Origin of the sequence: Micromonospora sp. NPDC003816 (assembly GCF_042874705.1) — a bacterium.
In the GTDB taxonomy this organism is placed as follows: domain Bacteria; phylum Actinomycetota; class Actinomycetes; order Mycobacteriales; family Micromonosporaceae; genus Micromonospora.
Window position 1 is genome coordinate 97,938 of sequence record NZ_JBIANP010000001.1, and the last position, 25,607, is coordinate 123,544.

Below are 25,607 nucleotides of genomic sequence, written 5' to 3' on the forward strand. Positions count from 1 at the left end.
GCCGCCAGGTGGGTGCCCCCAGGATCGGTAGGGGAGCGGCCGGAGGCCACCCTTCGGGCGACCGGTGCCGGGCGCGTCCGGTCAGCCCGGCCGGACACAGGGATCGGCGACCGTGGTGGCCGAGGTCTGCGCGGCCTGGCCGTCCACACCGGTTGCTTGTACCCACCACGTCACCGTCGCGGTCCGGAGCCGCTGCACTGTGGCCCGCGCCGAGCTTCCCTGTCCGGTCATGGCCCGACTCGCCGTACGGCCACCCGCCGGTCTCCAGTACACCTGCGCCGCCTCGACTGTGGTGCTGCCGGTGGCCTGGACGACCAGGCTGTAGCTGTCCGCGCCGCAACGCACATGCGCGTCGGCCGAGACAGTGAACGGCGCGACCAACCGCGCCGTGGCCGAGGGTCGGGGCGCCGCCGGGCGTGGGGTGCTCGGCCGGACCGGACTCGGCCGCGCCGTGGTCGGCCGTACTGTGGTCGGCCGGAGCGCCGTCGGGCCTGCCGTGGTCGGTGTGGGCGGTGGTTCCGCACCGGCGGTCCCACCGTCCTGCCGGGGCGCAGGTGCCCCACCGGAGACGCCGTCGGTGTCGTCCCCTCGCCGGCCCGCCGGGTCCGCCGCCCCGGCAGGCCCCGTCGGCCCGTCGGCCGGTACGCCGGCGACAGTCACCCGGTCGCCGATGAGCGGCCCGGGCGTGAGCGCCCAGACACCGGTGCCGACCAGGAGCGCCCCCAGGAGGGCGGTCGCGGCCACCCGACGTCGCCGACGCGACCTCGCGGACGTTTGACGACCGGAAGACCCTGCGGTACGCGCACCCCCGCCTCGGGTCGGCCCGCCGCGACGGGCCGTCGGCTGGTCCGCCTCGGCAGCGGTGTCGTCGCCCGCCTCCACGCCCTGCCCCGCCCCACCGGCAGATTCCCCGGTCCGCACCGCCACCTTCCCCGACGAGGAGCCCTCCGCCGCGTCACCGGAGCCGTCCCCCGACGGACCCTCCGGGGAGACACTCTCCGACGGCTTGCCGGACGAACCGGCGCTCACCGGATCGCCCGGCGAGACGTCCTGCACCGTGTCCCCGGCCGAGACCGCATCGGTGGCGGTCTCGGCCGTCTCGGAGGTGGTCGGGTCCGGCCACGACGCGTCAGCGGCGACGAGGAACGCCGGTGCCGTGTAGGCCGACAGCAATGCCGCCGGACTCAGCTGGTCCCGCCGGAGCAGTCCGCACCGCCCACAGTCGTCGACATGCCGGGCGACCCGTTTCCGCAGGGTCGGGGTGAATCGGCCCTGCCAACCCGCCACCAGGTCCGCCAGCGCCGGACAGTCCCGGGCACCGCCGCGCGCCACGAGCAGAGCGCCGAGCGCCCGCTCCAACTGAGAGCGGGCCCGAGACAGACGGGCGTGGGCGTGGTTGGCGGGCAAACCGAGGGCCGCGCCGATGTCGGCGGACGACAGATCGTGGCGGATCGCCAGGTGGACCACCTCGCGGTCACCGGGGCTGAGGGACGCCGCAGCGGCGTGGACGAGAGCGCGCACCTGGTCGGCATTGACACCCACCCCCGGGTCCGGCAGGTCAGCGACCGGGTCGTCGGTCTCTCCCCACGGCCTGGAACGGGCCCCCTCGCGAAGGTACCGCAGGCACTCGTTACGCACGATCGCGTACAGCCAGGGGCGGAGCCGGTCAGGATCGCGCAGTTGATCCATGCGCCGGCCGGCGACGAGGAACGCGTCATGAAGGGCGTCGGCGGCGGCCTCCGGCTCGTGCACCATCGCCCGGGCGTACGTGTGCAGCCGGTCGGCGTAGCGCCGGTACACGCCCTCCAGCCCGGCCGGGTCACCCCGGCGTACCGCCTCGACCAGGCTCCTGTCGTCCTGAGCCGCCGTATCCATCCCTGCTCCCGCCCCCCGTCGACGGTTCCATTAGAGCGAAGCGGAAAAACTTCTGGACTTTTCTGTTGGCATCCCGACCCTCGGCTGCTCCCACCGGTGTCACCGCATCACCGACATCGAGGAGACACCGATGACACCGACACGTTCCGTCCACCGGCGGGCACCCGTCCGCCGCCTGCTGACCGCCGCCGTGGTGGCCACACTCGCCGGTGGGCTCGTCACGTCCACCCCGCTGGACGCCGTCGCCGCGCCCACCCCCGGCGGCCCGGCCACGGCCTCCGGCCCCACCGTGGCGCCGCCGCTGGCCTTCCGGGTCGACCCGGCACTGTCCGCACCCCGCCTACCGATCGACCCGGTGGGTCGGCTCGGAGCCGACCGGGAGCTCGGGGTGGTGGCGGGGCCGAGCGGGTCCCCCGCCGGGCTGGTCCTCGACGAGGTGATGGTGCGGGTCGCCGACCAGGCCGAGTTGGACGCCTTCCTGACGCGCTGGGGCGGACAGGTCCTCGACTCGTTCGCCCCGGACGACCAGGGGCAGGACCACCTGGTCCGGGTGGACGCCGACCGGGCCGACCCGGCCGGGCTGGTCGGTGACCTGCTCGCCGCCGAGCCCCGACAGTCCGGCGAGTACCGGGTCGGTGACGAGCGGGCACTGCGGCTGCTCGCCCTGGCCGCAGCCGAGTGGCGAGTCGGCACCGAACTCGTCCTCGACTGGCTGGTGGAGCCGACCGGCATCACCGACGGCGAGGTCTTCGAGGCGCCCGACTTCGCGCACAACGTCTTCGACTGGTCGTTCATGCGGGCCGGGGGTGCGATGGACACCGGCGTCGCGCCCGCCTGGCAGCTCCTCCAGTCCAAAGGTCGGCTGACCAAGCAGGTGAAGTACCTGGTGCTCGACGGTGGGTTCACCCACAACCCCGACTTCCCGGACAAGGTGTCGCTGCACACGGTGGAGTGGGGCAAGGCCAACACCAACGACTGCACCGGCGGTACGCCCTGCCCGTGGCACGGCACCGACGTCGTCCTCGCCGGCATGGGCCGGGTCGACAACGACTACGGCACCGCCGGACCGGCCGGACCCGTGGTCAAGGAACTCGTCGCGGTTCGCAACGGCATCGACTACTGGACGGTGCTGCGCCGGCTGGAGAAGGTCGCCGAGGCGACCCACCCGGACGTGGTCAATCTCAGCTTCACCCGCGACGTCGACCTCGGCAAGTCCCACGCGCGTACCTGGACCGACCGGCGGATGAAGAACGTGCGGGACACCGGCGCGTTGATCGTCGCCGCCGCCGGGAACAACGGTGTGGACGTCGACGGCGACACCCTCTACGTACCCTGCGAGAGCACCCACGTGATGTGTGTGGGCGGTATGCGGGACACCGCAGCGGTGGCGGGCGGGTCGAACTACGGCACCAGCGACCACACCCGCTCGGTCGAGATCTACGGTCCGATGTGCGTCAGGGGTCTCGCCGACCCCGGGATGCCGGGGGACAACACGACCCGCGCGAACGCCTGTGGCACCAGCGTCGCCGCACCGTTCGTGGGTGGGGTCGCCGCCCTGGTGCTGGCCGCCGATCCCACCCTCACCGCCACCGAGGTCCGGGACATTCTCAACGACACCGCGCACGTCGGTGGACTGGGCGCCAAGGTGACCGGCAGCCAACGCCGGATCGACGCTCTGGGCGCGGTCGCCGAAGCGCTGGGAGTGAAGGTCGGCAAGCCGACGGTGACCATCAGCACCCCGAAGACGGGTCAGCAGTTCGGGGTGGGGCAGACGGTGGACCTGTGGGGCTCGGCAACCGACTTCCTCGGCAAGGAGATCCCGCTGACCTGGACCAGCAGCATCGACGGCCTGCTGGCCCAGGGGTCGCAGACCTTCGCGACGCTGTCGACCGGTACCCACGTCGTCACCGCCACCGCCACCGACAGCCTGGGCCGCACCGGCTCCGCCGCGGTGACCGTCACGGTGGTGGACAGCCCGACGACGGTGGCGGTCATCTCGCCGCCGGTGGGATCGACCCTGCCCGCCGGGCAGTCGGTCGGTCTGGTCGGCACCTCTCACGACCCCGACGAGCCCGGGTCGGTACCCGACTCGCAGGTGTCGTGGACGGTGCGGCGCGGCAACACCGTGGTGTTCCAGAAGAACGGCCACCAGGCACTCCTGCCGGCGGCCACGGTCACACCGGGCTCGTACACGGCGACCTTCACGGCGGACGGCGTCAGCGCCCACCGCGCCTTCGCAGTCGTGGCGGCACCGGCCGGGAAGACCACGCCGACGGCCACGATCACCGCCCCGGCACAGGCCCTGACGCTGACCACTGACGACGGCACTCCCCGGACGGTCGCCTTCGCCGGTACCGGCACCGACGCCGAGGACGGGGCGATCAGCGGGATGCGTCTGCGGTGGACCGCGTACGGCGACGGGGGAGTCAAGAAGGTGCTCTGCCAGGGCAGCGCCGTGCCCACCGGCGGCCCGGTCGACGACGTGGTGCTGCCGAAGAGCTGCTCCGGTCTCACCGCCCCGCTGGGCCTGTTGGACAGCGGGACCACGGTCACCACCTGGGTGGTGTGGCTGGAGGTGTTCGACTCCTCCGGTCTGGTCGGGGTGGACTCCGTGCCGATCCGAATCGAGTCGGTCACTCCCTGACCCCGGCTGCGATACCACCTGCTCCCGGTGGCGTGTCCCGTGTCGCTCCGGCGGCGCGGGACACGCCCGCTACGGCCCAGGGAGGCAGGGCATGGACATCCACCGGCGCGCACAGTCCACCGGTAGGGAACTGCCTCGTCGTCAGCCGCCGTTGTCGACCCGGCCACAGTGATGCACCCAGGGCCCGTCGGTGGCCACGAGCGCGGGAACCTACCGGTACGCCGCAGCCAGCCGAACGAAGCCCTCATCCAGCGTCACCTGTGGTGACCAGCGCAGCGCCTCTCGGGTCCGGCTCTGGTCGAACCAGTGCGCGGTGGACAACTGCTCGGCCAGGAACCGGGTCATGGGCGGCTCGTCGGTGCGCCCCAGCGTCGACCACAGCCACTCCACTGCGGAGCCGCCGGCCTTCGCTGCCGCCACCGGCACCCGGAGTCTCGGTGGCGCCGCCCCGGCGGCGACGCAGATCCGCTCGACGAGTTCGCACACCGTCCGTGGCTCGCCGTTGGTGACGACAAAGGCCTTCCCGTGTACGTCCGCCTCGGGCACCCGGTCGAGCGCGGCGACGAGGGCGTCGACGGCGTTGTCCACGTACGTGGTGTCGATCATCGCGGTTCCCTGGCCGACCAGTGCCAACCGGCCGGCCTGGGCCCGCGCGACGATGCGCCCCACCAACTGGGTGTCACCCGGTCCCCAGACCAGGTGGGGGCGGATCGCCACCACGGCGAAGTCGGGCGAGTCGGCGGCCAGCGCGAGCAACTCCGCCGAGGCCTTGCTGCGGGCGTAGTGTCCCCGGGCCCGCTCGGGGTCGGCGGCGCCGGCGTCGACGCCGACCAGACCGGTGCCATGGTGAGCGACCGACGGCGAGGACACGTGCACGAATCGGGTCACCCCGGCTGCCCGGGCGGCGGCGAGCACGGTGGCCGTACCGCCGATGTTGATGTGCTCGAACTGTCGCCACGGGCCGGTCATCGACACCTTCGCGGCCAGGTGGACGACGGCGTCGACCCCCTCCGCAGCCGCCCGTACGGCTTCCGGATCGGTGATGTCGCCGTGGCGCTCGTCGACCCCGACCAGGCCGCTGGGTCGACGTTGCAGGACGCGGACCTCGTCGCCCCGCATCCGCAACGCGGTGGCAGTGGCGCCGCCGAGCATGCCACTGGCACCGGTGACCAGGACTCTCACAGTCCGCTCACCCTCCCGCCGGCGAGCACTCGTTCCGCCCAGTCCCGTAGCCGCGTGCGGTCGATCTTCGAGTTGTGGCGGATGTCGGTGGGCAGGGACGGGACCACCAACACGGCCGCGACCGGCGGCACGGCCGCGGCGCGTACCGCGTCGGTCAGTTCCCGGCTCGCCAGCCGCGCATGGCGGGTTGCGGGCAAAGTCTCGGCGACGACCACGACCTTCGCCACTCCGGGCGGCCCCACACCGACCACTGCGGCGCGCGCGATCTGCGGCACCGATTCGACCTGCTGCTCGATCCCGACCGGGGCGAGCACGCCGTCGGAGGTGAGCAGGATGTGGGCCAGCCGACCCTGCACCCACAGCCGGCCTTCGGGATCCAGGTAGCCCACGTCGCCGGTGCGGTGCCACCCGGGATTGCGGGAACTGTCCCGTTCGGTCAGCCAGAGCCCGTCGTACCGATCCTTCACATGCCCGGCCCTGACCAGGATCTCGCCCGTCAGCCCAGGAGCACCACCAGGGTGCTCGGACGGCGTACCGGTCGAGTCCAGCGCAGCGATCGCCACCTCGACGCCCGGCAGCGGCCGGCCGACGCACACACCGTCACCCGGCTCGGCCTCGACGATCTCGTCGAGGGTGATGTCGGTGACCGGGAGGACCTCGGTCATCCCGTAGGGGGTGTGCGGCTGCGCCTTGGGCATCAAGGCCCGCGTCTGGGTCAGCAGCGCGGCGGGCACCGGCGCGCCCGCGCTCAGCAGCAACGTCACGTTCTCCAACGCGGTGCGCTGGCGATCGTCCACCCCGTCGCCGGTGTCGACCACGTTGCGCAGCGCGGCCGGTGACGCGAACACCGCCGAGGCGTCGACTGCGGCCACCGCCTCGGCGAGAGCGGCGGCGGTCAACGTCCGTGGGGCGGTGACCTTCATGTCCGGGATCGCCGACGGGGTGCCGAGAGCCGGTCCGAAGAGTGCGAACGGCGCGAAGGCCGCCACGATTCCGTCGTCGGCGGTCACTCCGAGGCCGAACAGCGCGTCACGCATCGCGGCGAGTTGGCGATGGGTGTAGACCACACCCTTCGCCGGCCCGGTCGAACCGGACGTGAACAGCACGGCCGCGTCGTCGTCCGGCTCTGGCGCGGCCGGAAGGTCCCGGACGTCGGCACCGAGACGGGCGAGCTTGCCCAGGGTGAGCGCGCCCATCACGGCGGCGCCAGGTCCGGCCCCGAGAGGCCTTCCGGGCCACCGCAGGGCGCGGGCGAGGGCGAGCCCGGGGCCGACGGCGACGAGGTGCGCGGGGTCGGCGCTGCGCAGCGCCCGGCTCATGCCGCCCAGTCCCAGCCCGGGATCGGCTACCACGATCACCGCACCGATGCGAAGGCACGCGTAGACGGCGGCGGTCAGATCGGCGCCGGGCGGTACGAGCAGTGCCACCCGATCGCCGCGACGCACGCCGGAGGCCGACAACCCGGCCCCGATCTCCCGAATGCGTCGCCACAACAACGACCAGCTGATCTGCCGACCGTTCTTCGCCAGCTCCACCAGAGCGACCGACCGGTCCTCGGCACGCTCCGCCAACGCCGCCCACAGTGGACGCCACGGCACCGCCGGTTCCGGCGACGCGTTCGGCTCGGCGGGCCGGTGGTCCAGGTCGACCAGCCACTGGGCGACCGCACCGGCGACGTCAGCGTCCTCGGCGAGCAGGTGACCCGCGCCTTCGAACCGGTGCAACTGGGCATGCGGCAGCCGGCTTCGCAGGTCACGCAGGTGCACCTCGCCGAAGACCGGGTCGCGCGGCCCCCACAGCAGCAGTGCCGGTATCCCCGCCAGCGTGTCCAGACGCTGCGCGACCTCTTGCAGCGCCCGCCAGCTCGGATGTTCAGGCCCGAGCGGGATGTCCGCGACGAAGCCGCCGATCGCCGCCCGTCGCTCCACACCGCGGTACGGAGCGAGATAGCCCGCTCGGACAGGCTCCGGCAGCCACGGGTTCGCCAATGCGAGGGTGGCCTGCAGGAACGTCTGCGTCCGCACGGTCACCGCCGGCAACACGCCGGGCAGGCGGGCCAGGCGGATCAGGGCGGGCGCCGGCGACCCACTCGGCTGGTGCACCGCGGTGTTGGTCAGCACGACACCACGTAGCTGATCCCGGTGACGCAGCGCCCAACCCAACGAGATGGACCCACCCCAGTCGTGCCCGACGGTGACGACCGGCCCGGTGATACCGAGCGCGTCGGTGACCGTGGTGAGGTCGTCGATCCGCTGCGCCAGCCCGCGTACGGTGCCAGTCCGCTCCGAGAACCCCATGTCCAGGTGGTCCACGGCGACCACCCGCCAGCGCGGAGCGTCAGCCCGTTGGAACCGGGCCAGCAGGTGCCGCCACAGGTACGACCAGGTGGGATTGCCGTGCACGCACAGCAGCGTTCCCACGGGTTGGATCGCGCTGTCCGAGTCGGCAGCGGCGGTGTCCAGGACATGCCAGGTGCGCTGCACGCCCTGACTGTCCGTTGCCGTGACCCACCGGGACCAGGCACTGTCCAGACCGGGCAAACCGAGCGGCGGCCCTTCCTGCCGGTTGCTCACCACACGATCTCCAGGGCGCACGTGTTCAGGCCCGAGCCGACCCCCATGCACAGCACCCGGTCACCGGAGTGGAGTGATCCCGCGTGGTGGGCCAAGGTCATCGGTAGCGATGCCGGGCCGACGTTGCCCCACAGCGGGAACGTCGCCGGGACCCGCCGAGGGTCGAGGCCGAGCCGCCTGACGACGCCACGCGTGTGGGCCGCCGAGACCTGATGCATGACGTAGAGGTCCATGTCCTGCCAACCCCACGACCGCGCATCCGCCCAGGTTGCCTCCGCGAGCTCCACACCCGCGTCGAGGAGACCCTTCGCATCGGTACGCATCCGCGTGTTGTCCCCGACGCACAGCTCGTGATGCTGGGTGGCCGCCCTGCTCACACCGCCGATCAGCCGATGCTCCTGGTGATGGCTGCCGGCGGCGCCCAACACCATCGCGGCCGCGCCGGAGCCGAGGGTCAACGTGGCGAACTGCTCCCGGACGTCGTCGCGGGTGGAGTCGGATCGACGTAACCGCTCGATGGTCACCTGCTGGGCCTCGCGGGAGCTTTCGCCCGCCACGATCAGCGCGTACCGGATCTGCCCGGCGTCGATCATGTTGGCCGCGACCTGGATCCCGTTGACGAATCCGAGGCAGGCGTTGGCGATGTCGAAGTTCAAGGCCGACGGCGGCAGGTCCAGAGCGTGGTGGATCGCGACCGCGGTCGAGGGCTCCAGATGCGCGCGGGACACCGACGTGTTGATCAACAGGCCGACGTCACGCGCGTCGACACCGGCTTCCGACAGTGCCTTGGCGCCGGCCGTCGCCGCCGCCTCGGCGAATCCGAAGCCCTCCGGCCACCACCGTCGTTCCTGAACTCCGGCGATCCGCTGAAGCATCCCTGGGCGCAGTCTCAGCCGCCGGAAGGTCTCGCTCAGCTGCTCGTCGAACTGATCAGAGGTGACGATGACCGGCGCCTCCAAAGCCGTAACCGACAGTATCGCCGTGTTCGCGTAGCGATACTCAGCGTTGCCATGCGTCATCCAGCCTCCGCCCGTCGCCCACCCTGAGGGCTCGAAGCTATCCACTCGGCACCCCGCGCACCAACGGTCAGTCGGCATCGCGGCGAACGTCACTCGCCCGCGCACGCCCGTCGACAGGACGCGGCCCGCCAGTTCACCTGCGGGCGGCGACCTCGACCCGCAGGTGCACATGCTGCACCCGGCCATTATGTCGGGCGGGCTTGTCTCGCCCACGGCTCTGTCTCGCATTCGGCGGTGACGAGGGGGCCGGTTGGCCTGCTCTACAAGGTGACCGGCAGCCCGACCAGTTCGGCGCTGTCTCGCCACAGGCGATCCCGTACGTCGTCGCGGCGGGCCAGCTCGGATGGGGAGGTCCAGGTGAGCTGCCCTCGCACGAGCCGTGCATAGTAGGCGCCGACGGGCGGCACCGTGCGGCCCGAGGCGATGTCGGCCAGCGCGCCGCCGGCCGCCGCGACGGTGTTGAATCGGGGCATCAGGGCCCGCAACGGGGTGCCGAAGCGCCAGATGAGGCGGACCGGGGGCGGGGTGTTGCGCAGGAGGCCCGTACCCGGCGTCGGGCCCGGGTCGAACGCGACGATCCGCAGCCGTGACGCCTCCGGCTGGGCGGCGAGGCCCCGGACGGTGAGGATGTTGCAGAGCTTGGACGAGGCGTAGGCCCGGCCGCCCGCCGCGCGGGCCTGCTCGTCGCGTTGTGGATCCCGTTCCGGGTTGGCCAGCAGCCGTGCGTCGGCGTGGTGGGGCGGGGTGCTGCTCAGCATGGTCCTGACAGCCGGGTCGTGCGTGCCGCTGGTGGTCAGCGCGACAACGGCACCAGATGCGAGCTGGGGCAGCAGTAGCCGTAGCAGGAGGTAGTGGGCGAGGTGGTTGACGGCGAAGGTCGTCTCGAAGCCGTCTACCGTGCGCTCGTCGCCGGAGGTCAGGCTGACACCCGCGTTGAGCACGAGCGCGTCGACTTCCGTCGACCCGAGCCGGTCCCGCACCGCGGCGACGAAGGAGCGGACGCTGTCGAGCCGGGCCAGGTCCAGCGGGTACGTCTCGACGCCCGCCGGCCCGGCGCCCCGCGCGCCGAGCAACAGCCTGGTGCCGGTGGACTTCGTCAGCTGCCCCAGGGCGTACGCACCGAGGCCGGACGTGCCTCCGGTCATCAGAATGATCTTCATGGTGCTGCTCCAGTCGGGTGGTCGGACGGGCGGGGAGCTTGCGAGACGAGGCAAATAAAGTGAGCCCTGACTCCGTTTCGGATATTATGAGTCGCCACTCACCTTGTCAACGGAGTCGTCCGTCGGCGGCAGTATCCTGAGGCCGACACAGCAAGCCGGATGCGGGAAGGAGCGACCGTCGTGAGCCCAGCTGCCCCTGCGGCCAGCGGCAGAGACACGCAGGGCGGCCGGCCGTTACGCGCCGACGCGCGGCGCAACCGGACCCGGATCCTCGACGCCGCCGACGCGGTCTTCGCCGTGAAGGGACCGACCGCGTCGACCGAGGAGATCGCCCAGCGGGCCGAGGTGGCGATCGGCACGGTCTTCCGGCACTTTCCGACCAAGGAGGCTCTGGTCGAGGCGGTGTTCGTCGGCCGCCTGGATGCGCTCGCCGAGCAGGCCCGGTCGTTGGCCGGGGCGGACGACCCCGGTGCGGCGTTCTTCGCGTTCCTCACCGAGGCGGTACGCCAGTCGACCATCAAACACACGTTCGCTGACGCCCTGGCGGACGCAGGCGTGGACCTGCACGCCGACGAGGGCGCCGTGGCCGAGGCCACCCGAGACCTCCAGCGGTCGATCGGTGAACTGCTCGGTCGTGCCCAGCAGGCTGCCAGGGTCCGCGTCGACGTCGACGTGCGAACGCTCATCGCGCTGATAGCCGGTGCCGCCCACGCGATCGGGTACGTCAGCCAGGATTCCGCAGTAGAGAGCCGCGTACTGGCGGTGACTTTCGACGGCCTCCGTCCACCGCTGTCGCCCTGAGAGGCGGCGGCAGGGCGTCGGCACTGCACGCCACGGGGCGGTGTTGTGGCGGATCCTCGAGGCCGCGAGCGTTCGTTCACATGAGGGCGTACCTACTTGGTGTCGATGGTGAACGTGCCGGAACTGTCAGCGGCCTGCTTCTCCCATGCCTCCCAGGGCGTCGAGTCCAGACCGAGGACGTCGAGTAGGTAGGCGGAGACGGCGTCCGCGACGAGTGCGACACGGGCGGGGTCTTCGTCGGTGGTCTCCTTGACGGCCTCTCCGGCGACCCCGCCCAGGGTGTGCTCGCCGTCGGAGATACTGAGCAGCCGCTTCGGTGCCGGGCTCAGGTGGTAGGCGTCGGCGAACCAGTCGGGGCCGCGGGTGGACATGGCGGACTGGTCCTTGCCCCCGGCGACCACAAGGGCTGGGGTCGTCATCGTGGCGTAGCCGGGGCGCATGAACGGTAGGTGCTCCACGGCGAACGGGGTCAGGCTGTCGCCGGTGCCGGTCGCGGCGATGAGCGCGCCGGCCTTGACCGCAGGGTGGGAGTAGTCCTCACCCGGCGTGCCGGCGGCGTCCAGGACGCGGGCACCTAGCAGCGCTCCGGTGGTCTGTGCGCCCCAGGAGTGCCCGACGATCGCGATGCGCGTGTGGTCCGCTCGGGCGGGCAGGCCGCCAACCTGGTCGAAGATGTCGCCGAGGTGGTTCAGGATGGCGTGCAGGTCCGCGATTCGCACGCGCCAGATGCCGGCGAAGCGGGGGTCGTCGAAGCCGATGCGGTTGCGGCGGGAGTCCAGGTGGGTGGGCTGCACGACGATGAACCCGGCGGCCGACCACCGTTCGATGAGTGGCTCGTACCCGTCCATCGACCAGGCATTGCCGTGGGAGAAGACGATGACGGGCAACGTGTCGCCCTCGATGGGCGCGGTGACCTTGACCTGAAGCGGGATGCTGCGGCCGGTGGTGGGCACGGTGAGTGGCTTGACCGAGACGATCTGGCGGTTAAGCGGCATAGCAGGCATGAGTGCCTCCAGTGCGGGTCGTGGGTTTGCTAGGTTTGACGGAACGTCGTTCCGCAAAGTTAGCGGAACATTGTTCCGCCAACAAGGGGGGTGCGGTGTCCGACACAATCGGTGTGCGCCAGGCAGGTGCACGTCGCAGCCGCGAGGCGGTGCTGACGGCGGCGGCCGCAGCGTTCGTCGAGCAGGGTGTGCAGGCCCCCGTCCGCGACATCGCCGGTCGCGCAGGTGTGGGAGTGGGAACGGTGTACCGGCACTTTCCGACGAGGGCGGATCTGGTGAGTGCCGTCTATCGCCACCAGGTCGACGACTGCACCGCCCTGGCCGCGCACCTGCGGCAGCAGCCGATCCCGGCCGTGGACGCTCTGGATCGGTGGATCACGGCCTTCGTCGATTTTCTGGTGACCAAGCATGGTCTCAGCGTTGCCCTGGGCTCGAACGACCCGAGCCTGGCCAAGCTCCACGCGCTGGTGCTCGACGAGCTTGTGCCCGCGTGCGAGACGCTGCTGGCGGCGAGCCAGGAGGCCGGGGAGATCGACCGGCAGATCACCGCGTACACGCTGCTGCGAGGCATCGGCAACCTGTGCATCCTCGGGCCGGACTACGACAGGGGTGACGCCAAGCAGATGGTCGCCCGCCTCCTGGCCGGCTGCCGCAGATCCGACGCACCCGCGCCACCGGCACCCTCTTCGACCTGATGCGGTGAGCCGGAACGCGACGATCGGTTCGCGGGCGGCGATCGACTTGCCCGCGAAAGGAGCTTGCCCGTGCGCCGTGCGACAGGCCTGTCACCGCCCTCGCGGATGCTTGCCCTATCGCCACTGGAGCGTGCGGATCGTGCGCGCGACACTGAGGAAGAACCGCCCGTCCCGGCGCATCGCACGCCCAGAACCACCAGGAGGAGCGTCGATATGACCGACCTGATGAAGGCCGTCGTGCTCGCCCGTTTCGGAGGGGCCGATGCTTTCGAATTGCGCGACGTCTCCATGCCGCGAGTCGAATCCCGCCAGGTGCGGGTACGCGTCCATGCGACCGCCGTCAACCCACTCGACTATCAGATCCGTCGTGGCGACTACGCGGATCACGTGCCGTTGCCGGCGATCATCGGGCACGACATCTCCGGCGTGGTCGAGGAGGTCGGGTCCCACGTGACCGAGTTCCGCGTCGGCGATGCGGTGTACTACACCCCCCAGATCTTCGGCGGCCCCGGCTCCTACGCCGAGCAGCACGTCACCGACGTCGACCTCGTCGGCCGGAAGCCGGAAAACCTCACACACCTGGAGGCGGCGAGTCTGACCCTCGTCGGCGGCACGGTCTGGGAGGCCCTGGTGACGCGAGCTCAGCTCACCGTGGGAGAGACTATCCTCATCCATGCGGGTGCGGGTGGCGTCGGCACGATCGCGATCCAGGTCGCGAAGGCGATCGGCGCACGAGTGATCACCACCGCGAAAGACAGCGACCACGAGTTCGTCCGCTCTCTCGGAGCCGATGCGGCGATCGACTACACGTCGACGGACTACGTCGACGCCGTAGCCGAGTTGACGCGAGGCGAGGGCGTCAACGTCGTCTTCGACACGATCGGCGGCGACACGCTCACACGAAGCCCGCTGACGCTTGCCGACTTCGGGCGCGTCGTCAGCATCGTCGACATCGCGCAGCCGCAGAACCTCATCGAGGCGTGGGGCAAGAACGCCGCCTATCACTTCGTCTTCGCACAACAGAACCGAGGCAAGCTGGACGCGCTCACCACGCTGGTCGAACGCAGTCTCGTCAAGCCGGTCATCGGCGCGACTCTTCCGCTCGCTCGCATGGGCGAGGCTCATGAACTACTGGAGAACAGGCGGTCGTACGCGCTCCGCGGCAAGGTCACGATCGATGTGGCGGGCGAAACCGTTGCGCTTCCCCCTCGCATCTCGTAACAGCGGTTCCGGCCCATGCCGGCCAGGGGAGTACGTCAGAAGCTGCTGACCAGCTTCACGAACGCCTCGTCGATCATGGCGGGATCGGTGGCGTCGTAGGCCTTACCCGACGACGCTTTGGCGATCTTGTCCAGGGTGGCGAAGTCCGACTCCCGGTCGAAGGCGATGCAGAACACCTTCACCGGACGCTGCGGGTCCAGGGCGACCTCGTCCAGCAGGCGGGCCAGGTCGTTGTCCTTGGTGTACTCGTTCTTGCCGTCGGTCAGCACGACGATCGCGTTGATCCGCTGCGGGTCGTACCGGTCGAGTAGCTCCCGATGTGCGGCCCGGACCGTCGCGTAGAGCGCGGTGCCACCCTCGACGTGCAGGCCCTCGATCTTGCGAGTGATCCGCTTCTGGTCGAACGCGTCGAGAGGAACCTCCTCACGGTAGGGACTCTTCGGTCGCTTCGAGGTCTCCGAGGAGAAGGACCAGAGCCCCACCCGGTCCTCGGAGTTGAGCAACGCGAGGCCCTTGCCCGCCGCCGTCGAGGCGACCTGGAAACGGGTACGGGTGCCGATCATCGCCTGCATCGACCCTGACGTGTCCAGGGCGATCAGGATGTTGGCCTTCTTACGGAGGGTGCGCCAACCGTCCAACATCGCAGCGACCACCTGCGGGTCCGGGGGCTCGAAGTAGGTCAGCCCGCCGGCGGGCTCGTCACCGACGCTGGCCAGCAGCTCCGCCGACGCGCGGCGTTCGTGGTCCCGGAAACCCAGGCGGGTGAAGCTCTCCTGCTGGGCGTCCTCGGTCAGGAATGCCTGGAAGTCGGCCGCTGCCGCGCGCTGCCGCTCATCGGCGGAGGGCAGCACCACGAACGGGTGGTCCAGGTTGAACGTGCCCTCCTTGGGGTGGACGGCGACCAGGGGGACGTTCGGCCGGCGGCCCCGCTCCTGCCCCTCCTGCCGGGGGCTCAACGCACCCGTGTTGTAGAGGTCCACCAGTTCCTCCTGCAGGACGATGGCACTCATGTCGTCCGTACGGCCCGCCAGGTCCGCCTCGGCGAGGCTGCGCAGCAGGTCCACCGAGTCGTCGCTGTAGTGCGCCACGTTGGCCTCGATCCGGCGCACGAACTGGGTGACCGCAGGTTTGGCCAGGTCGGACCGGGTCAGGTCACTGGCCCGTTGCACCGCCGCGTAGTAGGTGGCGATGGTCGCCGCCAGCCCGGAGGTGGACAGGTTCGGATTGTCCTTGCCGAACGTGAACCGGCCCCATTCCGGCTTGCCGAAGCCCGCCCACCCATCCCGCCCGGACAGGCCCAGGATCTCCCCCCAACCCAGCGGCCCGCGCTGGCGTACCAGCTCGGCCTTCGGCTGCGGCATCGCGATCACCAGCGGGCTGTTGGCGATCGACGAGTACCGGTCCGGCGTCTGCGGCGCCCGCCCAGCGGCCATGTCGAGCAGCCGTAGCTGACCCGTCCACAGGCTCGACGTCGGTAGCCAGACCTGTGGTCGCGGCAGGCCGGTGTCAGTCCATCCGGTGGCCAGCGCCTCGGTGGCCTTGCCGGAGTTCAACGCGCTGACGTGCACCTGGGCGCAGCCGCCGCCGTCGATCGACCGGGTGCTGCGGTTGTAGCGCTCGGCCAGTTCGACCAGCAGCTCCGCCTTCTCCGTGGAGGAGTTGACCTGGAGGGCGATGGCGCAGTCGGTGCGGGGCCCCTCGCTGCCCGCTTCGCGCTGTTGGACGAAGGCGAACGCCCCGACGATGACCACCAGCCCGGCGGTGACGGCGGCGGTGTAGGGCAACCACTGCCGGGTACGCGGAGCGGATGGGGTCATCGGGAGGTCCTCCTCGGCGGGCGGCTGGTGGCAGTCAACCTATCGATCCGGCGCCAGCCGGCGCCTCAGCCCTCCACCGTACCGAGTCATCCGTGGTCGGACCCTCCTCCGAACGCCGTCGCGACGAGTAGCCGAACCAGGTAGACCACGACGAAGGTGACCGCTCCGACGGCGGCGGCCGGGCCGATCGCGCTCGACGCGATGTAGCCGGCGGCGGCGCCTGCGAAACCGAGGAAGAGTGCGGTCGAGATGCCCCAGGCGTCCACGGACTCTCGACGCAGTCGCCGCAGCGCGCCGTCATGACCGGCATCGACGGCGGGCTCCGTCACGGGCACGTGTTCCACCCTGGTCGGCCGGGCCTGGGTCGGCACCGTCGGCTGGGCCGGAGTCTGCGGCAGCATCGGGTGCGGCTGCGGTGCCGTCGGCGTGATCTGGGGGAGCGGGTGGTTCGGTGTCGGCGCACCCGCTGTCTCGTTGCCGACTTCGAGCAGATTCTCCCGACGTAGCGGCGTGGTGAGCGTGGCGTCCTGTCGGAGCAGCCGTACCAGTACACCTTCGGCACCCGGGCGATCCGCCGGATCCTTGGCCAGGCACTCCCGGATCAGCTCGTCCAGTGCGGCAGGCAACGCGGGCAGCTCGGGCGGATCGTGCAGCACCCGGTGCATCACGGCGAAGAGCGAGTCATTGCCGAAAGGCGGCTGACCGCCGGCAGCGAAGGCGATCGTGGCCGCCCAGGCGAAGACGTCGCAGGGCGGACCGACCGCGTCGTTGCGGAACCGCTCCGGCGCCATGTAGGCGGTGGTCCCCATGACCCGGCTGGACGCCGTCTCGGTGACTCCCAACGCGCGTGCGATGCCGAAGTCGATCACCCGAGGGCCGTCCTTGCCGAGTACGACATTGTCCGGCTTCAGATCGCAGTGCACCACGCCGGCGCCATGGATCGCGGCGAGCGCGGTGACAGTGCCGACCGCGAGCCGGTGGAGGGCGTTGCCGGTCACCGGGCCGTGCTCGCGGACCTGTCGGTGCAGGGTCGGACCCTCGATGAACTCGCTGACCACATAGGGCTGCTCGCCGTCCACCTCGGCGAAGAGCACCTGCGCGGTGCAGAACGGAGCGACCCGGCGGGCGGCGGCGATCTCCTTCACAAACTGCGAGCGGGCCCGTGGATCACTCAGATCGGCGTTGATCATCTTGACCGCGACCCGGTCGCCGTCGTGGTCCTCACCGAGAAAGACGACCCCCTGCCCACCCGCGCCCAGCCGGCCGACCAGCCGGTACCCGCCGGCGGTGACCGGATCGTGCGTCCACAGTTTCGTCAATCCTGGCACCGGCGTGCCGGTCAGTTCTGACATCCCGACTCCATCAGCGTCATGCCCGGCCACCGGCGGCGCAGGACACGGCCATCGTGCCATGTCCGCCGCTGGTGACCGAGAACTCCGAGTACGGGCTGAGGCCGCCGCCAACAAATGACTGTGATCGACTTCGATGCGCGTTCTAGAGTGAAGTAGCTCGATATTTTGCCACCGTTCTCGCTGCTCCGGGCAATGCCGCATGGGCGGGGACGACTACGAGACAGGGAGTGGCAGATGAAACTCACCACCGTCGCACGCCTGACCGCGTGCGCCGTGGCCCTCGGCCTGCCGGTCGTGGCCGCCGGCCCGGCGATCGCGCAAACCGCCCCGCAGACCTCGACCGAATCGACCACGGCGATGGCGCCACGTTGTGGTTGGCTGCCCGGCGCCAACGAACCGTACAGCGTCGGCTTCTCGGGTGCCGGTATCCGCCTGCGGACCGGTCCGTCGACGACCTGCACCGTGCTGGGCCTGGGCTACGCGGGCCAGAGCGCGACCCTGCGCTGCGGCGCGGTGGGCGACGACGGGTGGGGCTGGTACTACGTCAGGAACAACAGCACCGGCGTCACCGGCTTCGTCCGCGGTGACGGCCTGACGGGCGTTCCGATCTCCACCCTGGCCTGCTGACCCCCGGCGTCGACCGGCAGTGGTCGACATCGATCTCCGGGCCGCGTCGGGCACCTGTCCGGCGCGGCCCGCGCCGCCTGCCCGATCCGACGGCTCCGGGCGTGGGCTCGCCCGATCTCCGGGTGATCCTGCCCTCGTTCACCAGCGGATTGATGGGTTTTGCTGCAACGATGCAAGACGTGGGAACTGTGAAGACTACGACGCCTGCCATCTCGCCCCTCGCCGGCGAGCCGATCGAGCGTGCCGATGCCGAACGGCTCGCGGGGGTGCTGAAGGCGTTCGCCGACCCGGCCCGGCTGCGACTGCTCAGCCTGATCCAGTCGGCTCCGGAGGGAGAGGCGTCGGTCAGTGACCTCACCGAGCCTCTCGGGCTCTCCCAGCCGACCGTCAGCCACCACCTGCGGATCCTCACCGAGGCCGGCCTGCTCGAACGGGACAAGCGCGGCGTCTGGGCGTACTACCGCCTGGTGCCGTCCGCCATCGCTGCGGTCGCCGACCTGTTGACCCCACCCCGCAAACGCGCAACGAAGAAGACCCGCTGACCGACACCGTGGAACACCGCTGCCGGCGGCGGGTGACAGGGCCCGTGAGCCGACCTCCGGTGGCAGCCGATCACCAGGCGCAGGGTGCGTAGTCCTTGAGGAAGCAGCCGTACAGGTCTTCGCCCTGTTCGCCGCGGACGATCGGGTCGTAGACCCGGGCCGCGCCGTCGACCAGGTCCAGCGGGGCGTGGAAGCCGTCCTCCGCCAGCCGCATCTTCGTCGGGTGCGGCCGCTCGTCGGTGATCCAGCCGGTGTCGACGCTGGTCATGAGGATGCCGTCGGTCAGCATCTCCTGGGCGCTGGTGCGGGTCAGCATGTTCAGCGCAGCCTTGGCCATGTTGGTGTGCGGGTGCCCCGGCCCCTTGTAGCCACGGCCGAACTGGCCCTCCATCGCCGACACGTTCACCACGTACTTGCGGCGGGCGGCCGCTGCGGCCATCGCCGGTCGCAGACGGCTGACCAGCACGAACGGTGCGGTCACGTTGCACAGCTGCACTTCGAGCAACTCGACCGGGTTCACCTCGTGCACCCGCTGCACCCAACTGTTGACCGGGTCGAGGTCCGGCACCAGACCGCCGGCGTCGATGGCGCTGGCTGTCGCGATCCGGTCCGGCGAGGCGGAACCGCTGGTCAGCGCCAGCGCGGTGAGCGCGTGCGGGGTGATGGTGGGCGAGTGCGGTGCGGCGACCAGGCTGCCCGCCGGGTCGCCTCGGCCGGCCGGCTTGGCGAACGTGATCATTTCCGGTAGCGGGCCGTCCGGCAGGGCCGCCGCCTCTGCGGCGACCAGGTGCGCGTACGCGGCAGGCGTGCGGCGGACGGTCTGCGCCGCATTGTTGATCAGAATGTCGAGTGGTCCCTGATCGCTGACCGAGTCGGCGAGGGCGATCACCTGGGCGGGGTCGCGCAGATCGATCCCGACGATCCGCAGGCGGTGAAGCCACTCCGCGCTGTCGGGCATCACGGCGAATCGGCGGACCGCGTCGTGGGGAAACCGTGTGGTCACCGTGGTGTGCGCGCCGTCGCGCAGCAGCCGCAGCGCAATGTACATGCCGATCTTCGCCCGGCCGCCGGTGAGCAGCGCACGCCGGCCGGTCAGGTCGGCGCGGGCGTCCCGGCGCTCCCGGTTCAGGGTGGCGCAGGGCGGGCAGAGCTGATGGTAGAAGGCGTCCACGTCGCGGTAGCGCTGCTTGCAGATGTAGCAGCCGCGCGGCTTGTGCAGGACGCCGGCCGTGGCGCCCACGGTGGGGGAGGCGAGCAGGTTGCCCTGGGTCTCGTCGTCGATCCGGCCCGGGGCACCGGTGGCGGTGGCCGCCGTCACCGCGCGGTCGGCCGCCGCGATGGCATCCCGCCGTTCCTCGCGTCGCCGCTGCTTGATCGTTTTGTAGAGCTTCGCGGTGGCCCGCTGCACCCGCACCACGTCGGGGTGGTCGGGAGGCAGGTCCTCCAACGCCTCGAAGACGCTGAGACAGGTCTCCAGCCGGGTCGGGTCAATGCGGTAATGACCGTTCTCCGTATTTTTGTCCGCTGTCATGCTCTCGCTGTCTCGTCCCGTTCCCTGCGCCGGAGCTATCCGGCCCACCCCCACGTCCGACCAGGAACTGTACGCACCGCACGGCCTCCGACGCATCCCGCGCCCGTGCGCCGACCCGATGACGCGCACGGGCGGACAGCTCTTCTGGTGCTGGGCTGGCGGGTGGGAAGTCACCCGCCAGCGCCGCTGGTGTGGAGAACCGGTGGTGCGGGCTACGGTGCCAGGGCGTGCGGCGGTGTCAGGCTCGCCCCCGGCTCTGCAGCCGGTCGAGTGCCACGGCTGCGATGAGGACCGTGCCGGTCACCACGCCCTGCCAGAACGAGGAGACTCCCATGAGACCGAGTCCGTTCTGCAGGACCGCGATCAGCAGCACCCCGACCACCGTGCCGCTGATACCGCCGATACCGCCGAAGAAGCTCGTTCCGCCGAGCAGGACGGCCGCGCCGGCGGTCAGGGCGATGGTGGAACCCGCGGTAGGTGAGGCAGCCGAGAGGCGGCTCGCCATCACCAGGCCGGCCAGCGCCGCGGTCAGTGACGCGATGGTGTAGACGGAGATCAGCACCGCCGTGACGTTGATGCCGGCGAGTCTGGCGGCCTCGCGGTTACCGCCGACGGCGTAGACGGCCCGGCCGAACGGGGTGAAGCGCAGCACGGCGCCGGCCAGCAGCACCGCGCCCAGGGCGATCCAGATCGGCGCCGGTACGCCGAGGACACTTCCGTTGCCGATGGCGTAGAAGATGCCGGGGGAGTCGATCGAGTACGTACTGCCGTTGGTGGAGACCTGGACGAGCCCGCTGATCAACGTCATCGTGCCGAGGGTCACCACGAAGAAGTTGAGGCGGAAACCCCCGATGAGCAGGCCGTTGAGCCCGGCGCCGAGCAGCGCCCCGGTCGCGAGCCCGGCGACGAGCGCCACCGGCGCCGGTGCCCCGGCATCCAACACGAAGTAGACCGTGACCCCGGTCGCGGCCATCACCGAGCCGACCGACAGATCGAAGCCCGCGCTGAGGATGACGAAGGTGAGCCCGACCGCCACCAGCATCAAGGGACTGTTGGTCGCCAGGACGTTGAGGATGTTCGCCTTCGTCAGGAAGAACGGTTGGGTGCTGATCAGATAGACGAGCAGGATCAGCAGGCCACCGAGGGCGCCCCCGTACCCCTTGACGCTCTGGTAGACGTGGCCCACGACGGCCCGGCCGGCCGGTTGTGCCGCGATCGCAGTGTCACTGCTCATGTCCACCGGCCGCATAGTGGGCCACCTCCACCTCTTCCAGTCCGTCGCACTCGCGCTCGGCCACGACGCGCCCGTCGAAAAGCACCAGCACCCGGTCGCAGACACCGATCAGTTCGGAGTTCTCAGAACTGCTGAGCACCACCGCCACCCCGGCGGCGGCCAATTCGTCGATCAGGCCGTAGATTTCCGACTTGGCACCCACGTCGATGCCCCGCGTGGGCTCGTCCAGCAGCAGAAGCCGGGGGCCCAGCGCGATCCACTTGGCGAACACCACCTTCTGCTGGTTGCCGCCGGAGAGCTCGCCGGCCAACCGGTCGGGGTCCGGTGGCCGGATCCGCATCCGCTCGATCAGCTTCGTGACCGTGGCGGCCTCGCCGCGCCCGGAGATCGGCCGCAGCGAGAGCCGCCCCCGGGCGAGGGTGATGTTCTGCGCCACGCTGCGGCTCAACACCAGGCCCTCGCCCTTGCGGTCGCCGGTGACGAAGGCGACGCCGGAACGGATCGCCGCTCTGGGCGAACCGGCGCGCAGTTGCCGGCCGTTGACCTGGATCCGGCCCTCGGTGGGCCGGTCGGCACCGAACACCGCGCGCAACACCTCCGTACGCCCGGAACCCACCAGCCCGGCCAGCCCGAGCACCTCGCCGGCCCGGACGGTGAAGGACACGATCTCGGCCCGGCCACCCGCCGCGAGCCCGGAGACCTCCAGGACCGGTTCCCCCGGACTGCGCCGACGGGAACGGTGGAAGTAGTCGTCCAGGGAACGCCCGACGATCAGTCGGGTGATCCGGTCCTCGGTCGCCTCCGCCACGGGCAGCGTGCCGACCACCTGTCCGTCGCGCAGCGCGGTGATCCGGTCCGCGACCTGACTCAGGTCGGGGAGCCGCTGCGAGATGAAGATCAGCCCCAGGCCCTGGTCCCGCAGGCGTCGCACGATGTCGAACAGGGCCTGGGCCCGGTCCTCGGTCAGCGAGCTGGTCGGTTCGTCCAGCACGATCACCCTGGCCTGGGTGGCCAACGCGCGGGCGATGGCCACCACCTGACGGTCGTTGGGGGCCAGCGCCGACACCGGTGTCTCGGGATCGAGGGTCGACTGGAGCTGGTCGAGGACCTGTGCGGCCTGTTCCCGCATCCGTCGCCGGCTGACGACCGTGCCGGCCCGGGGCCACCGTCCGAGGACGATGTTCTCGCCGACGCTGAGGCTGTCGACCAGCGGAACCTCCTGCGCGACCGCCACGACGCCGTGCCGGGCGGCGTCCTGCGGGGTACGCAGGGTGACCGTCTCACCGTCGACGCGGATCTCCCCGGCGGAGGGTTGCAGCTCACCGTAGGCGATCTTCATCAGGGTCGACTTGCCCGAGCCGTTCTCCCCGACCAGCCCGTGCACCTCACCCGGGCGCACCTCGAAATCCACCCCGGAGAGCGCGGCCACCGGGCCGAACCTCTTGTGGATTCCGGTCAGTTGCAGCAGCGGAGCGCTCATTCCCGTACCCCCGCTCCGGGCCGGGCCGCCGTGCTAGCCAGCCCGACCGGATGCCGACCGGCCCACGGGCGGGCGTCCTCCAGCTGCGCGGCGAGCTGGAGCAGCAGGTCCTCGCGGCCGTAGTCGGCGACGAGTTGCACGCCGAGTGGCAGGCCGTCGCGTTCGAACAGCGGCACCGCCACGGCGGGCTGGCCGGTGCTGTTGAACTGGGGAACGAACCGGAGGAACTCGATGGACCGCCGGACCCCGGCCGGCCCGTCGAACCAGCCCAGCGGCGGTGGCGGCCACGGCGACACCGGCGTGACCAGCACGTCGTGTTCCCGCCACCAGGCCAGCATCCGCTCGCGGTACCGGTCCATCCAGGCCATCACCCGCCGGTGACTGGTGGCGTCGAGGGCCCGCCCCCGCTCGATCCAGAAACGCGAGATCAGGCCGTGCTCGCTCTCGTCGACCGGGCGACCGACCATCGTCGGGATCAGCTCGGCGAGGAGGCTGACCGCAGGGCTCAACGCGTCCACGAACCGTTCGTGGTAGTCCGGGTCGAACAGCGCCTCGGGGTGTGAGGTCCGCACGGTGTGCCCGAGCTGGCCGAGCAACTCGCCGCACTCCCGTACGGCGTCGCGGTTGGCGGGCTCGACGAACTCCGGCGGCAGCCGGTCGGCGTCGAGGAGCCCGATGGTGAGCCCGGCGGCGGGACGGGTGATCGCCTCGGTGTAGCTGCTCGACGGTGCAGGCGCGACCGCCGGATCGCCCGGCTCGTAGCCCTGGAGCAGGTCGAGCAGCGCGGCCGTGTCGCGCACCGACCGGGTGAGCACCCCGAACGTCGCGTGACCGACCAGGGCGTCCGGGGTGTCCGGGCCGGAACTGACCCGGCCCCGGCTGGGCTTGAGCCCGACCAGCCCGCAGTAGGCCGCCGGGTTGCGGATCGACCCGCCGCCGTCGCTGCCCTGGGCGAGGGGGACCATGCCCGCCGCCACCGCCGCGGCGGCGCCACCGGAGGAGCCCCCGGCGACCCGGTCGAGGGCCCACGGGTTGCGGGTCGCGCCGTGCGCGGCACTCTCCGTGCTGCCCGCCAGGCCGAACTCGGGGACGGCGGTCCGGCCGAGTACGACGAAACCGGCGGCCCGCAACCGGCGGGTGGCGTGGGCGTCCCGGGCGGCCCGGTGGTCGGCGTCGCGCAGGACCACCGAACCCTGCTGGTCCGGCTCGCCGGCCATCGCGCAGCCGAGGTCCTTGAGCAGCATGGGCACTCCGGGGAAGGGCAGGTCCGAGCGCCCGGCCAGGGCGTCGGCCTCGGCGACCGCGGCGGCGAAGCGGCGGTGGATCACGGCGTTGACCGTCGGATCCATCCGTTCGATCCGCGCGACCGCCGCCCGCACCAGGTCACCGGGCGTGAGCCGGCCCGCGTGGACCAGGGCCGCCTGGCTGTGGGCGTCCAGCCAGGTCAACTCCTCGGTAGTAGTCATCGCTCTCCCTGCTCGGTGCCGGCCGGTCAGCGCAGGTGGTCCGGGCATCCCCCGTTGGCGCAGGTCAGCTCGCCACTTTCGATCTGCCTGATCGCCTCGTCCCAGTCCAGGCGCTCGCCGATGGTCTCCTGGGTGTAGAGCTCCGGCTGCAGGTAGGTGACCGGCTTGACCGTCTCGCCCGCGAGGAGCCGCCGCATGATCTCGACCCCGACGAGGCCCTGACGCCAGGGAACGAGGTCGACGATCGCGTCGATCTGCCCCTGCTGCACCGCGCGGGCACCTTCCGGGTCGCCGTTCTGCCCGACGATCACGACACCGTTGATGCCGGCCCGCTTGAGCGCCACCGCGGCGCCGATCGCGCTCGCCGTGTTGTAGGCCATCACCGCGTCGATCTCGCCCCGGAACCGGGCGATCGCCTCGGTGGCGGCCCGCTCCCCGCCGGCCTGGTCGTCGGTGGCATTGTCGACGGTGCCGAGCCACTCGATGCCCGGCCGGTCCTCGGTCACGTACTTCTCGTAGTTCTCGACCATGAACTTGATCGAGGGAACGGGAGCGCCGATGCCGATACCGAGCACGCGGCCCTTGCCGTCGAGCCGCTCGGCCACATGATCGGCGAGCAGCCGGGCGCCGCCGACGTCGGAGTTCTGGTTGAAGGCGGCGTCGTAGGGCGCGACCGGTTCGGTCGGCTCGTTCTCGGAGATGATCGCGGAGGCGCCCAGCACCTTGATCCCGGCGGTGCGGGCACGTTCGAGGGCGGGGTCGACCGCGTTCGGGGCGAGCGGGAAGACGATCACGCCGTCCATCTGCTGGGCGACGAACTGGTCGATGTCGGAGACCTGCTTGTTGGCGTCGAGGGCGGCGTCGAGCACGGTCACGTCGATGCCGGCGTGCTTGCCCGCCGCGATCGTGGCCTGCCCCCAGGCGCGGTCGAGCGGTTGTGACGACACCGGGTCCGACAGGCCCACCCGGTAGGAGCCGTTCGCGGCGGCGGAGTCATCGCTCCCGCAGGCCGCCACGGAAGGTAGGAGAAGAACTGCCACCGTCGCCGTCACGGCAGAGGTTTTCCACTTCATCTGGCACTCCCAAATGGTCGAGACACCGCGGGACGGATCGGTGATACGGGGTTCGGCAACTACGGGGAACTTCGGCGGCCTGCATCACTGAGGACATCACGCTCCGTGCGGGCCACACGCTTGCCGTACTATGTACCGTTCGATGTCACCCGGTCAAGGGGTGGATACGTGATCGTGACTTCCAGGGTCTCCCACCAGCTCGATCGAGAGGTCGGGTCGTCCTCTCGTTGGCCTTTCGCCGGGCGTGCACCCTTTTCTGAAGATGAAGGTGCTCACGCGAAGTAACTGCGGGCGGCAATCCCTGGTTGTTC

19 protein-coding genes are annotated in these 25,607 nt (G+C 70.9%); 6 read left to right on the forward strand and 13 right to left on the reverse strand.

The window, feature by feature from the left end:
* Positions 1 to 81: 81 nt before the first annotated feature.
* Entirely contained in the window at positions 82 to 1,875 is a 1,794-nt protein-coding gene (locus ACFYTT_RS00430; protein WP_387256768.1) for an RNA polymerase sigma factor, read from the reverse strand.
* Between the two features lie 130 nt (positions 1,876 to 2,005).
* Between ACFYTT_RS00430 and ACFYTT_RS00435 the strand changes: the two genes are divergently transcribed.
* On the forward strand, positions 2,006 to 4,519 hold the full coding sequence (locus ACFYTT_RS00435) for a S8 family serine peptidase (RefSeq protein WP_387256770.1): 2,514 nt from the start codon (positions 2,006 to 2,008) through the stop codon (positions 4,517 to 4,519).
* A gap of 210 nt (positions 4,520 to 4,729) precedes the next feature.
* On the opposite strand, the gene ACFYTT_RS00440 is transcribed toward ACFYTT_RS00435, so the two are convergent.
* The 4 genes from ACFYTT_RS00440 to ACFYTT_RS00455 all read right to left on the reverse strand — a co-directional run bounded on the left by ACFYTT_RS00440 (position 4,730) and on the right by ACFYTT_RS00455 (position 10,453).
* Positions 4,730 to 5,701 (reverse strand): NAD-dependent epimerase/dehydratase family protein, encoded by a 972-nt coding sequence (locus ACFYTT_RS00440; protein WP_387256772.1) that lies wholly within the window; start codon positions 5,699 to 5,701, stop codon positions 4,730 to 4,732.
* Positions 5,698 to 8,184, reverse strand: a complete 2,487-nt coding sequence (locus ACFYTT_RS00445) for an alpha/beta fold hydrolase (RefSeq protein ID WP_387256773.1) — start codon at positions 8,182 to 8,184, stop codon at positions 5,698 to 5,700. The genes ACFYTT_RS00440 and ACFYTT_RS00445 overlap by 4 nt, the downstream gene beginning before the upstream one ends.
* 86 nt (positions 8,185 to 8,270) lie before the next feature.
* Complete coding sequence (locus ACFYTT_RS00450; protein WP_131051834.1) at positions 8,271 to 9,293, reverse strand: 3-oxoacyl-ACP synthase III; 1,023 nt, start codon at positions 9,291 to 9,293, stop codon at positions 8,271 to 8,273.
* A gap of 260 nt (positions 9,294 to 9,553) precedes the next feature.
* Entirely contained in the window at positions 9,554 to 10,453 is a 900-nt protein-coding gene (locus ACFYTT_RS00455; RefSeq protein WP_387256775.1) for an SDR family NAD(P)-dependent oxidoreductase, read from the reverse strand.
* 180 nt (positions 10,454 to 10,633) lie between these two features.
* On the opposite strand from ACFYTT_RS00455, the gene ACFYTT_RS00460 reads away from it, so the two are divergent.
* On the forward strand, positions 10,634 to 11,254 hold the full coding sequence (locus ACFYTT_RS00460; protein WP_387256776.1) for a TetR/AcrR family transcriptional regulator: 621 nt from the start codon (positions 10,634 to 10,636) through the stop codon (positions 11,252 to 11,254).
* A 92-nt stretch (positions 11,255 to 11,346) separates the two neighbouring features.
* On the opposite strand, the gene ACFYTT_RS00465 is transcribed toward ACFYTT_RS00460, so the two are convergent.
* Positions 11,347 to 12,249, reverse strand: coding sequence for an alpha/beta hydrolase family protein (locus tag ACFYTT_RS00465; protein WP_387256778.1), 903 nt, complete (start codon positions 12,247 to 12,249; stop codon positions 11,347 to 11,349).
* A gap of 104 nt (positions 12,250 to 12,353) precedes the next feature.
* Between ACFYTT_RS00465 and ACFYTT_RS00470 the strand changes: the two genes are divergently transcribed.
* Both ACFYTT_RS00470 and ACFYTT_RS00475 read left to right on the forward strand, forming a co-directional pair.
* Positions 12,354 to 12,953 (forward strand): TetR/AcrR family transcriptional regulator, encoded by a 600-nt coding sequence (locus ACFYTT_RS00470; RefSeq protein ID WP_176093417.1) that lies wholly within the window; start codon positions 12,354 to 12,356, stop codon positions 12,951 to 12,953.
* A gap of 213 nt (positions 12,954 to 13,166) precedes the next feature.
* Positions 13,167 to 14,174 carry a zinc-dependent alcohol dehydrogenase family protein gene (locus ACFYTT_RS00475; RefSeq protein ID WP_387256780.1) on the forward strand — a complete coding sequence of 336 codons (1,008 nt, stop codon included), beginning with the start codon at positions 13,167 to 13,169 and terminating at the stop codon, positions 14,172 to 14,174.
* A 35-nt stretch (positions 14,175 to 14,209) separates the two neighbouring features.
* Here the strand turns inward: ACFYTT_RS00475 and ACFYTT_RS00480 are convergent, their stop codons facing one another.
* Together ACFYTT_RS00480 and ACFYTT_RS00485 are read right to left on the reverse strand one after the other, a co-directional pair.
* Complete coding sequence (locus ACFYTT_RS00480; RefSeq protein ID WP_131051830.1) at positions 14,210 to 15,991, reverse strand: substrate-binding and VWA domain-containing protein; 1,782 nt, start codon at positions 15,989 to 15,991, stop codon at positions 14,210 to 14,212.
* A gap of 86 nt (positions 15,992 to 16,077) precedes the next feature.
* Positions 16,078 to 17,343 (reverse strand): serine/threonine-protein kinase, encoded by a 1,266-nt coding sequence (locus ACFYTT_RS00485; protein ID WP_387256782.1) that lies wholly within the window; start codon positions 17,341 to 17,343, stop codon positions 16,078 to 16,080.
* A gap of 234 nt (positions 17,344 to 17,577) precedes the next feature.
* On the opposite strand from ACFYTT_RS00485, the gene ACFYTT_RS00490 reads away from it, so the two are divergent.
* Both ACFYTT_RS00490 and ACFYTT_RS00495 read left to right on the forward strand, forming a co-directional pair.
* Complete coding sequence (locus ACFYTT_RS00490) at positions 17,578 to 17,970, forward strand: SH3 domain-containing protein (RefSeq protein ID WP_131051828.1); 393 nt, start codon at positions 17,578 to 17,580, stop codon at positions 17,968 to 17,970.
* A 170-nt stretch (positions 17,971 to 18,140) separates the two neighbouring features.
* Positions 18,141 to 18,512: a helix-turn-helix transcriptional regulator gene (locus ACFYTT_RS00495; protein WP_131051837.1), complete on the forward strand. Its 372-nt coding sequence runs from the start codon at positions 18,141 to 18,143 to the stop codon at positions 18,510 to 18,512.
* Between the two features lie 70 nt (positions 18,513 to 18,582).
* On the opposite strand, the gene ACFYTT_RS00500 is transcribed toward ACFYTT_RS00495, so the two are convergent.
* The 5 genes from ACFYTT_RS00500 to ACFYTT_RS00520 form a co-directional block, all read right to left on the reverse strand.
* On the reverse strand, positions 18,583 to 20,043 hold the full coding sequence (locus ACFYTT_RS00500) for an SDR family NAD(P)-dependent oxidoreductase (protein WP_387256783.1): 1,461 nt from the start codon (positions 20,041 to 20,043) through the stop codon (positions 18,583 to 18,585).
* A 238-nt stretch (positions 20,044 to 20,281) separates the two neighbouring features.
* Positions 20,282 to 21,277: an ABC transporter permease gene (locus tag ACFYTT_RS00505; protein WP_161594909.1), complete on the reverse strand. Its 996-nt coding sequence runs from the start codon at positions 21,275 to 21,277 to the stop codon at positions 20,282 to 20,284.
* Complete coding sequence (locus tag ACFYTT_RS00510; protein ID WP_387256785.1) at positions 21,267 to 22,757, reverse strand: sugar ABC transporter ATP-binding protein; 1,491 nt, start codon at positions 22,755 to 22,757, stop codon at positions 21,267 to 21,269. Before ACFYTT_RS00510 ends, ACFYTT_RS00505 begins: the two co-directional genes overlap by 11 nt.
* Positions 22,754 to 24,223 carry an amidase gene (locus tag ACFYTT_RS00515; protein WP_387256787.1) on the reverse strand — a complete coding sequence of 490 codons (1,470 nt, stop codon included), beginning with the start codon at positions 24,221 to 24,223 and terminating at the stop codon, positions 22,754 to 22,756. The genes ACFYTT_RS00510 and ACFYTT_RS00515 overlap by 4 nt, the downstream gene beginning before the upstream one ends.
* Before the next feature lie 26 nt (positions 24,224 to 24,249).
* The gene (locus tag ACFYTT_RS00520; RefSeq protein ID WP_131051823.1) at positions 24,250 to 25,296 is read right to left on the reverse strand and encodes a sugar ABC transporter substrate-binding protein; all 1,047 of its coding nucleotides are present in this window, start codon (positions 25,294 to 25,296) and stop codon (positions 24,250 to 24,252) included.
* Positions 25,297 to 25,607 lie beyond the last annotated feature (311 nt).